Origin of the sequence: Streptomyces sp. NPDC057010 (assembly GCF_042673805.1) — a bacterium.
Classification (GTDB): domain Bacteria; phylum Actinomycetota; class Actinomycetes; order Streptomycetales; family Streptomycetaceae; genus Streptomyces.
In genome coordinates this window covers 5,550-15,383 of the sequence record NZ_JBHUSC010000089.1, presented here as the reverse complement: position 1 = coordinate 15,383, position 9,834 = coordinate 5,550, and the positions used below count along the sequence as shown (strand labels likewise).

8 protein-coding genes are annotated in these 9,834 nt (G+C 72.9%); 6 read left to right on the top strand and 2 right to left on the bottom strand.

Annotated elements, in window-relative coordinates:
- Positions 1–359: 359 nt before the first annotated feature.
- Positions 360–1,019 (bottom strand): DUF4129 domain-containing protein, encoded by a 660-nt coding sequence (locus ACFTXQ_RS35270; protein WP_382649367.1) that lies wholly within the window; start codon positions 1,017–1,019, stop codon positions 360–362.
- Positions 1,020–1,026: 7 nt separating this feature from the next.
- A complete protein-coding gene (locus ACFTXQ_RS35265) occupies positions 1,027–2,217 on the bottom strand; it encodes a hypothetical protein (RefSeq protein ID WP_382649364.1) in 1,191 nt (396 codons plus the stop codon).
- A gap of 230 nt (positions 2,218–2,447) precedes the next feature.
- Between ACFTXQ_RS35265 and mtrA the strand changes: the two genes are divergently transcribed.
- From mtrA to ACFTXQ_RS35235, 6 genes are all read left to right on the top strand, one after another.
- Positions 2,448–3,137, top strand: a complete 690-nt coding sequence (gene mtrA, locus ACFTXQ_RS35260) for a two-component system response regulator MtrA (protein WP_189747360.1) — start codon at positions 2,448–2,450, stop codon at positions 3,135–3,137.
- 1 nt (position 3,138) lies between these two features.
- Entirely contained in the window at positions 3,139–5,112 is a 1,974-nt protein-coding gene (gene mtrB, locus ACFTXQ_RS35255; RefSeq protein WP_382649360.1) for an MtrAB system histidine kinase MtrB, read from the top strand.
- Entirely contained in the window at positions 5,066–6,964 is a 1,899-nt protein-coding gene (locus ACFTXQ_RS35250) for an LpqB family beta-propeller domain-containing protein (RefSeq protein ID WP_382649357.1), read from the top strand. Before mtrB ends, ACFTXQ_RS35250 begins: the two co-directional genes overlap by 47 nt.
- 65 nt (positions 6,965–7,029) lie before the next feature.
- On the top strand, positions 7,030–7,740 hold the full coding sequence (locus ACFTXQ_RS35245) for a ComF family protein (RefSeq protein ID WP_382649354.1): 711 nt from the start codon (positions 7,030–7,032) through the stop codon (positions 7,738–7,740).
- 310 nt (positions 7,741–8,050) lie between these two features.
- Complete coding sequence (gene hpf / locus ACFTXQ_RS35240; RefSeq protein ID WP_382649352.1) at positions 8,051–8,746, top strand: ribosome hibernation-promoting factor, HPF/YfiA family; 696 nt, start codon at positions 8,051–8,053, stop codon at positions 8,744–8,746.
- 204 nt (positions 8,747–8,950) lie between these two features.
- Entirely contained in the window at positions 8,951–9,724 is a 774-nt protein-coding gene (locus ACFTXQ_RS35235; protein WP_382649373.1) for a response regulator, read from the top strand.
- The last annotated feature ends 110 nt before the right edge of the window (positions 9,725–9,834 follow it).

Sequence of the window (9,834 nt, the reverse complement as noted above, 5' to 3'; positions counted from 1 at the left end):
GGTCATGGTTACGCGGGCTACTGATGTCGGGACGAACCAGAGCGTCGAACGTGGCAAGGGGTCGGACAGTGGCGGCGGGACAGCGTTCGGCGCCCTGCGGGGGCGCCCCGGCGCACGCCCCTCCCCGGTGGGGCCCGGGGTGTGCCCTTCGGCGGCGGGGGTGGGGGCCGGCGGGGCGGTGTCCGGCTCCGTGCGGGGGCGCCCCGGCGCACGCCCGTCACCGGTGGGGCCCGGGGTGTGCCCTTCGGCGGCGGGGGTGGGGGCCGGCGGGGCGGTGTCCGGCGCCGTGCGGGGGCGCCCCGGCGCATGCCCGTCCCCGGTGGGGCCCGGGGTGTGCCCTTCGGGGTCTGGGGCGGCGGTCATGCGGTGGGTCCCGTCAGGAGCGGCTTCGTGCGGTCCAGGGTGGCGTCGAGGGTGCGCAGGCGGCTGTAGGTGTCCGCGTCGGCGGTGCGGCCGCCGTAGGTGACGTCGTCGAAGGTGCGGGCGGCCGCGCGCAGGTCCGCGGCGTGGGCGGGGAGGGACACGGCGGCTTCGGCGGCTGCCTCGTCGGCGGTGCGGCCGGGGCGGGGGTCCAGGAGGGTGCGTTCCTCCAGGGAGCGGACCACGGCGCGCATGCGTTCCTGGACGGCCTCCGTCCAGCGGCCCGCCGCGGCATGGGCTTCCGCGGCCTTGCGGTGGTCCGCCGCGCTGCGGATGCCGCCGTCGTCGAAGAGGTGGGTCGACGACGTGCTCCGGGCCGGCTTGCCCAGGCGCCACCACAGGGCCGCCGTCGCCAGGACGACCAGGACGAGGATGACCACCAGGCCCAGCGTGCCTCCGGGGGTTGCGCCCGAGGCCGCGTCGAAGAGGTCGTCGATCCAGTTCAGGAACTTGCGCAGGGCGCGGTCCAGCAGGCCCGGGTCGTTCTCGTGGTACATCGGCTTGGACAGTTCGCGCTCGGCCGCCTCCCGGGCGGGGTCGCGCGGTGTCGTCACCGGTGGTGTGTCCGCGCGGGTGATGAGGCCCCCCGTACTCATCATCGGTGCGTCAGCCTCCGGTCGTCCCGTAGTTCTCGACGCCGGCGGCCCGGGCGAGCTCCAGGTCGAGGCCCTCGCGCCGGATGCGCTGGTCGACGTAGAGGAGGACGGTGACGCCGGACTGGATCGGCATGGTGATCGTCTGGGCGATGATCGTGCCGATGCCGGAGAGGATGAGCGCTCCCCAGGCGGTGGAGGCGGTGCCGTCCGCCATTCCCGTGAGGCCGCCGCCGAAGGCGACCATGCCGACGAGCGTCAGCGGCCAGACGATGATCGCCGAGACCATGCCGGTGATCAGGGCGGTGAGGACGGTGATGCCGAAGATGCGCCACCACGTGCCCTTGACCAGCTTGGAGGAGCGGGCCAGGGACTTGAAGACCGTGGTCTTCTCGAGCATCAGCGCCGGGGAGGCCAGGCTGAACTTGATCCACAGCCAGGCGCCGATGACGGGGAAGCCGAGGAGGAGAGCCGCGAGGATGAGCCCCGGGCTCTGGGCGAGTATGCCGGGCAGCATCAGCACACCGGCCAGGAGCGCCGCGCCGAGGGTCAGGAGCAGCGTCAGGCCGAGGAGGCGCAGGAGCTGGGACCTGGCCTCGCGCCAGGCGGTGGCGACCGTGGAAGGGGTGCCGAGCACGGCCCGGCTGTAGATCATCGTGAGCATCGCGGTGGCCACGAGGCCGCCGATGGCCGCGATGAAGAGGGTGGCGGCCAGGAGCGTCAGGGTGGTGCCGATGTTGTCGAGGGACGCGTTGACGTCCGCCTCGGAGCCCGAGGAGAGCGCGAGGTCCGCCATCGCGTACTTCTGCGTGATCAGGCTGATCACCTGGATGACGGTGGCCACGACCAGGGTGATCGGGAGGACCGAGCGCCAGTGGGAGCGCATGGTGGCGACCGCGCCGTCGAGGATCTCGCCGAGGCCCAGGGGGCGCAGGGGGATCACTCCGGGCTTCGCGGCCGGCGGAGCGCCCCACTGGCCGGGGCCGCCCGGATGGCCGTACGGGGGCTGCTGCCCCCAGCCCGGGCCGGGCTGCGGCGGGGGCGGCGTCTGGGGTGCGGGGCTCTGCCACTGGCCGGGCGGCGGCTGCTGGGCGGACCACCTCGGGTCGGCAGCGGGCTGTGCGGGCTGATCGGCGGGTGCCCCCGGTCGCTCACCGTCGGACGGAGAGGATCCGGGCGTGGCCCAGCCCGGAGAGTCGTTCATCGTCGCTCCTTCACGTGCACTGCGGCGGGGGCGCTGGTCGCTGCCATCGTGTCATGAGGGATCACCCGACGGACCGGCCGTACCCCCCGATCTCCGGCAGCCCGTGGCTTCAATTGTCACCCGGATACGGGGCAGACTGGTCGACCTGATCTCCACGCAGGTCCGAGGGGCGATTTCCAGCCCTTTTGGCTGTGGGGCAGCTCACCGCCTGGTAACGATTAGCTAATGGGATGATGTCAACCATGAAGGGACGCGTCCTTGTCGTCGACGACGACACCGCGCTGGCCGAGATGCTCGGCATTGTGCTGCGTGGAGAAGGTTTTGAGCCGTCGTTCGTAGCGGACGGTGACAAGGCACTTGCTGCCTTCCGGGAGGCGAAGCCGGACCTGGTGCTGCTCGACCTCATGCTGCCCGGACGGGACGGCATAGAGGTCTGCAGGCTGATCCGGGCCGAGTCCGGCGTGCCGATCGTCATGCTCACCGCAAAGAGCGACACGGTGGACGTGGTCGTGGGCCTGGAATCCGGGGCCGACGACTACATCGTCAAGCCGTTCAAGCCGAAGGAGCTGGTGGCCCGCATCCGGGCCCGCCTGCGCCGGTCGGAGGAGCCCGCGCCCGAGCAGCTGGCCATCGGTGACCTGGTCATCGACGTGGCCGGGCACTCGGTCAAGCGCGACGGTGCCTCGATCGCCCTGACCCCGCTGGAGTTCGACCTGCTGGTCGCGCTCGCCCGCAAGCCCTGGCAGGTCTTCACCCGTGAGGTGCTGCTGGAGCAGGTGTGGGGCTACCGGCACGCGGCGGACACCCGCCTCGTCAACGTGCACGTACAGCGTCTGCGCTCCAAGGTCGAGAAGGATCCGGAGCGCCCCGAGATCGTCGTGACGGTGCGCGGTGTCGGCTACAAGGCCGGACCCAGCTGACGTGCAGTCCGGCAAGGGCCGGGGCGGTTCCCGCTGGGGGACCCTGCGGGCCGGCCGGCTGCTGCGGGACAGGGGGCCCGGCGGCGCCGTGCTGCGGCTGTGCGTACGTCTCGTACGCCGGCCCCTGCTCCCGGCCGTCCGGCTGTGGCGGCGCAACATCCAGCTCCGGGTGGTCGCCGCCACCCTGCTGATGTCACTCGCCGTGGTGCTCGCGCTCGGCTTCGTGGTCGTCGCGCAGGTCAGCAAGGGCCTGCTGGACGCCAAGGAGGAGGCGGCGCAGAGCCAGGCCGCGGGCGGGTTCGCGGTCGCACAGGAGAAGGCCAACGCCCCCGCGACCGTGGACGGCCCCGACGCCACCGACAACAAGGTCGGCCGGGACGCCAGCACCTGGATGAACTCCCTCGTCAAGCAGCTCGCCAGTGGCGGCCAGACCGCCTTCGAGGTCGTCGCGCTCGGCGCCGGCACCGGGGAGCAGGACCTGCCCGGCACCCAGGGCGTCAAGGGCGCCCGTGCCTCGGGCAACGTGGACCCGACCGCCAGCGTCCCGGTGTCGCTGCGCCGGGCCGTCGACCACGCCACCGGCGCCTTCAAGACCTTCTCCGAGATCCGGTACACCTCCGGGGCCGGGGAGAAGGCGCCCCAGCCCGCGCTGGTCGTGGGCAAGCGGCTCACGGACATCAACGGGGACCCGTACGACCTGTACTACCTCTTCCCGCTGACCCAGGAGGAGGAGTCCCTCAACCTGGTCAAGGGCACCTTCGCCACCGCCGGCCTGTTCGTCGTCGTGCTGCTCGGCGCCATCGCCTGGCTCGTCGTACGGCAGGTCGTGACCCCCGTCCGGATGGCCGCCGGGATCGCCGAGCGGCTCTCGGCCGGGCGGCTCCAGGAGCGGATGAAGGTCACCGGCGAGGACGACATCGCCCGCCTGGGCGAGGCCTTCAACAAGATGGCGCAGAACCTCCAGCTCAAGATCCAGCAGCTGGAGGACCTGTCGCGGATGCAGCGCCGGTTCGTCTCGGACGTCTCGCACGAGCTGCGGACCCCGCTGACGACCGTACGGATGGCCGCCGACGTCATCCACGACGCCCGGGTCGACTTCGACCCGATCACCGCGCGCTCGGCCGAACTGCTCGCCGGCCAGCTGGACCGGTTCGAGTCGCTGCTCGCCGACCTGCTGGAGATCAGCCGCTTCGACGCGGGCGCCGCCGACCTGCAGGCCGAGCCCATCGACCTGCGCGACGTCGTGCGCCGCGTCATCGACGGGGCCGAGCCGCTCGCCGAGCACAAGGGCACCCGGATCCGGGTGCTGGGCGACACCCAGCCCGTCATCGCCGAGGCCGACGCCCGGCGCGTGGAGCGCGTGCTGCGCAACCTCGTCGTCAACGCCGTCGAGCACGGCGAGGGCCGCGACGTGGTGGTCCGCCTCGCGTCGGCGGGCGGGGCCGTCGCCGTGGCCGTACGGGACTACGGCGTCGGGCTCAAGCCCGGCGAGGCCACCCGCGTCTTCAACCGCTTCTGGCGGGCCGACCCGGCGCGGGCGCGCACGACCGGCGGTACGGGCCTGGGCCTGTCCATCGCCGTCGAGGACGCCCGGCTGCACGGCGGCTGGCTCCAGGCATGGGGCGAGCCGGGCGGCGGCTCGCAGTTCCGCCTCACCCTGCCGCGCACCGCCGACGAGCCGCTGCGCGGATCCCCGATTCCGCTGGAGCCCGAGGATTCCCGGGCCAACCGCGCCAGGGCCGCCGCCGACGCCGCGGGCCGGGCGGCCCCGAAGCCGCCGGCGGACGGCGCCGACCGGTCGCCGATACCACCCCGGTCGGCCGTCGCCACGGCGCTGCCCGTACCCGCCGACCCGACGGCCCTGCCGGGCAACGGGGCCAGGGTCGTGCCCCGGCCGGCCGAGCAGGCACCACAGGAGGACCGAACCGATGCCGACGCCGAGGGCCGTGCCGATGCCGATGCCGACGGACGCTGAGCCCGGGAGCGGGCGGGCCCGGGGCCGCGGGCCGCGCACGCTGCGGGCGTACGCGCTGGGCGCGGCCGGGCTGCTGCTGGCCGGCTGCGCCTCCATGCCGACGCACGGGGAGATCCGCGCGGTGCAGGGGTCGCAGGGCGTCGACTCGCAGGTCCGGGTGTTCGGCGTGCCCCCGGCCGACAAGGCCGGCGCCGCCGAGATCGTCAAGGGTTTCCTGGAGGCGATGACCAGCGACGACCCGCAGCTGGAGACCGCCCGCAAGTACCTGACCGAGGAAGCCGCGAAGACCTGGAAGCCCGGCAGCGCCGTCACCGTGCTGTCGGCCGGCCTCGACCGGTCCCCGATCCGCGGCGAGAAGGACCCCGACGGGCCCCGCTGGAAGGTGACCGGCACGAAGCTCGCGACCGTGGACGAGCGCAGCGCCTACCAGCCGGAGACCGGCGGCGGAACGTACGAGGAGTTCCTCCAGCTGGTCCAGGAGAACAAGCAGTGGCGGATCGCGACCCCGCCCAAGAGCCTCGTGCTCAGCGAGTCCGACTTCCAGCGCATCTACATGCCGGTCAACAAGTACTACTTCGCGGGCGGCACGCTCGTCGCCGATCCCGTGTACGTGCGCCAGCGCACCGACCCCGACTCGCGGATGGACCCGACCACGCAGACGGTGCAGTCGCTGCTCGCCGGGCCGTCCAGGTGGCTGGGGCCGGTCGTCGAGTCCAGCTTCCCCACCGGAACGGAACTGCGCCCGGGCACCAAGTCCCTCTCGTACGACGGCCAGAACACGCTGCGCGTGCCGCTCAACGACAAGGCGGACAACGTCGCCCAGCCGCAGTGCCAGAAGATGGCCACCCAACTCCTGTACACGGTGCAGGAGCTGACGGCCTCCCGGCTCAACCGGGTCGAACTGCTGCGTTCCGACGGCAAGTCGTCCTCGCTGTGCTCGGTGACCGACGTGAACGCGGCGGCGATCGCGAACCGGCCGCGCGTGCCCGAGTACCAGTACTTCGTGGACGACGCGAACCGGCTGGTGCGGATGAAGCTCGACATCGCCGGCGAGGACCAGCAGTACCGGCCCGAGCCGGTGCCGGGGCCGCTGAACGCGGCCCCCGGTTTCAAGGCCGGATCGGCGGCCGTGTCCTACGACGAGCGGCGGGCGGCCGTGGTCTCCGAGGACGGGCACGGGCTGTACGTGGTGTCGCTGTCCGGCGCCGGGGTCATGCCGCAGCCGGTGCTGACCGGCAAGGGCAACAAGCCGAACTCGCTGACCGCGCCCAGCTGGGACGCGGCGGGCGACCTGTGGGTCGCGGACCAGGACCCGCAGCACCTGGGGCTGTGGCGGGTGCCGGGCGGAACGGGGACCCCGGAGAAGGTGCAGGTGGCCGGGCTCGACGGCGGGCGGATCACCTCGCTGAAGGCTTCGGCGGACGGGGTGCGGATCGCGCTGCTCGTGCAGCGGGACGGTGCCCGCAAGAACCTGTACGTCGGGCGGATCGAACGGCCCGACGGCAAGGGTGACGTCTCGGCGGTGTCGGTGCGCGAGCTGCGTCCGGCGGCCCCGCAGATGGCGGACGTGACGGCGATGAGCTGGGCGCCGCGGGGCCGGCTGCTGGTGGTGGGCCGGGAGAGCGGCGGGGTCGTGCAGGCCCGCTACATGCTGGCGGACGGCTCGATGGTCGCGGCGAGCCTGCCCGGGGCGACCGGGCTGAGCGCGGTGGCGGTCGCCGCCTCGGAGGACGAGTCGAAGCCGAAGCCGGTGGTGGGCTGGTCGGAGGACGACGGCATCGTGTGGCTGCCGCCGGGCGCGCAGTGGCGTACGGTCGCGGCGGGCGGCCGGGCTCCGGTGTATCCGGGCTGACCTGCGGCTTCTCCCGGTCGTCCACAGGGGTGGCGGGCCGGCGCGGGCCCCTGCAGAGTGGATGGGTGCGGGGGTGGCGGCAGGAGCTGGCCGGGTTGGTCCTGCCGGTCGACTGCGCCGGCTGCGGGGCCGCCAGGGTGGTGCTGTGCGCCGGCTGCCGGGCGGCGCTGAGCGGGGCCGGGGCGGTGCGTGCGCGGCCTTCTGCGCGGGTGTCCGGGCTGCCCGCGGTGTATGCGGCCGCCCCCTACGAAGGTGCCGTACGGGCCGTGCTGCTGGCCCACAAGGAGCGCGGGGCGCTTCCGCTGGCGGGGGCGCTGGGCGCTGCCCTGGCCGGGGCGGTACGGGCGGCCGGGGCCGGGCGTGGGACGGGGGAGCGGGAGGTGGCCCTGGTGCCCGTCCCGTCGGCGCGGCGGCAGGTCCGGGCGCGGGGGCACGATCCGGCGCGCAGGATCGCGCTGGCCGCCGCGGGGCGGCTGCGGCGGGCCGGTGTGCCCGCGCGCGTGGCGCCCGTACTGCGGTTGCGGCGGGCCGTGGCGGACCAGGCCGGTCTGGGGGCCGGGGAGCGCCGGGAGAACCTCGCAGGGGCACTGGGGGTGTGCCGGGGCGGGGCGCGGCTGACGGACGGGGCCGTGATCGTACTCGTGGACGACTTGGTCACCACCGGAGCGACGCTCGCGGAGGCGGCCCGTGCGGTGCGCGCCGCCGGCCTGGGGCAGGGGGAGCTGCGGGCCGCGGTGGTGGCGGCTACCCGTACAGCGGAAAAATCTTGTGAATAGATTTGGAACTGCCGGGGAAGGCCCATCGTTGCAGGTAGTACGAGGGATTGGCCACCTGGACGGAAGTACGTTCCGGTAGCGGGTGCCGACAACCGCCATAGAGGGATATGTTCGGTTGTGAGGACTGGCGAGCCTTGGGCCCCACGCATCGCTGTCTCTCGACTCCGAAGTCGGTGGGGTGTAGATCTTGCCGATGGGGGAGGAGGAGGTGAAAGTCGCCAAGTCCGAGGCTCCGGCCTTCGCCGGAGCCTGGTGCGAAAGGGAGACGCTTCGCCCCACGAGGCGGAGCTATCCGGGAACGGAGTTCTGCGTGGACATCGTCGTCAAGGGCCGCAAGACCGAGGTGCCCGACCGGTTCCGCAAGCACGTGGCCGAGAAGCTGAATCCGGAGCGGATCCAGAAGCTCGACGCCAAGGTGATCAGCTTGGACGTCGAGGTGTCCAAGGAACACAACCCGCGCCAGGCCGACCGTTCCGACCGCGTGGAGATCACCCTGCGTTCGCGGGGCCCGGTGATCCGTGCCGAGGCCGCCGCCGCCGACCCGTATGCGGCGCTGGACCTGGCTCAGGACAAGCTGGAGGCCCGGCTGCGCAAGCAGCACGACAAGCGATACACCCGCCGCGGCACCGGCCGGCTCTCGGCGGCCGAGGTGGCCGACGCGGTGCCGAATGCCGCGACGCTCGACAGCAATGGTCAGCCGTACCAGGAGGAAAAGGCCAACGGGGTTCCGATCACCCGGATCGGATCGCTGGAAGTGCAGGGCGAGGGCCCGCTCATCGTCCGCGAGAAGACCCACTCGGCCGCACCCATGTCGCTCGACCAGGCTCTCTACGAGATGGAACTGGTCGGCCACGACTTCTATCTGTTCGTCGACTCCGAGACCAAGTTGCCCAGCGTCGTCTACCGCCGTCACGCCTACGACTACGGCGTCATCCACGTGAACCCCGACGGGGCCTCCAGCTCGGAGGAGCCGCGGGGCGGCGCCGGCGGAGCGCTCGGCGGCTGAGCCGCGGCTGAGCACGTCAATCGTCTGCCCCTGCGGGACGCCGCTCCGGCGTCCCGCAGGGGCAGCTGCATGACGGGTATGCGCCAGGTGGCCACCTTTGGGCCCCCGCGCCGTGGTGTGGGCATGGAATCATGGCGGGCAGTCAACCGGCGGCGGTGCCCGTCCGGTTGGCCCGGCAGCTCAGCACATGCAGGGGGAGGAATGATGGCGGACAGCTTCGGGCCGGTGCGCGGTGACGACGGTGCGGGCTGCCGAGAGGCGGGCGCTGCGGGTGCGGTGGAGGATTCCGCCGCGGAATCCGCGGGCACGCCGGCCGGGGAGCCGATCCGGGTCCTCGTGGTCGACGACCACGCGCTCTTCCGCCGCGGGCTGGAGATCGTCCTCGCGCAGGAGGAGGACATCCAGGTCGTCGGCGAGGCGGGGGACGGTGCGGAGGCCGTGGACAAGGCGGCCGACCTGCTGCCGGACATCGTGCTGATGGACGTACGGATGCCCCGGCGCGGGGGGATCGAGGCGTGCACCTCGATCAAGGAGGTGGCCCCCTCCGCGAAGATCATCATGCTGACGATCAGCGACGAGGAGGCGGACCTCTACGACGCGATCAAGGCGGGGGCGACGGGGTACCTCCTGAAGGAGATCTCGACGGACGAGGTGGCCACGGCGATCCGGGCGGTCGCGGACGGGCAGTCGCAGATCAGTCCGTCGATGGCGTCGAAGCTGCTGACCGAGTTCAAGTCGATGATCCAGCGGACCGATGAGCGGCGGCTGGTGCCGGCGCCGCGGCTGACGGACCGGGAGCTGGAGGTTCTGAAGCTGGTGGCCACCGGTATGAACAACCGGGACATCGCCAAGGAGTTGTTCATCTCCGAGAACACGGTGAAGAACCACGTGCGGAACATTCTGGAGAAGCTGCAGCTGCATTCCCGGATGGAAGCCGTCGTTTACGCGATGCGGGAGAAGATCCTGGAGATCCGGTAGGGGTGGGGGGGGGGGCCCCCCCCCCCCCCCCCCCGCGGGGGGGGGGGGGGGGGGGGGCCGCGGCCGCCCCCCCGCGCCCCCACGGGCGGGGGCCCCCCGGACCCGCCCGC

Excerpts from the sequence above, each read along its gene's own strand:
- ACFTXQ_RS35270 (WP_382649367.1), bottom strand. The coding sequence starts at position 1,019 with ATGATGAGTACGGGGGGCCTCATCACCCGCGCGGACACACCACCGGTG.
- ACFTXQ_RS35265 (WP_382649364.1), bottom strand. The coding sequence starts at position 2,217 with ATGAACGACTCTCCGGGCTGGGCCACGCCCGGATCCTCTCCGTCCGAC.
- mtrA (WP_189747360.1), top strand. The coding sequence starts at position 2,448 with ATGATGTCAACCATGAAGGGACGCGTCCTTGTCGTCGACGACGACACC.
- ACFTXQ_RS35250 (WP_382649357.1), top strand. The coding sequence starts at position 5,066 with ATGCCGACGCCGAGGGCCGTGCCGATGCCGATGCCGACGGACGCTGAG.
- ACFTXQ_RS35235 (WP_382649373.1), top strand. The coding sequence starts at position 8,951 with ATGGCGGACAGCTTCGGGCCGGTGCGCGGTGACGACGGTGCGGGCTGC.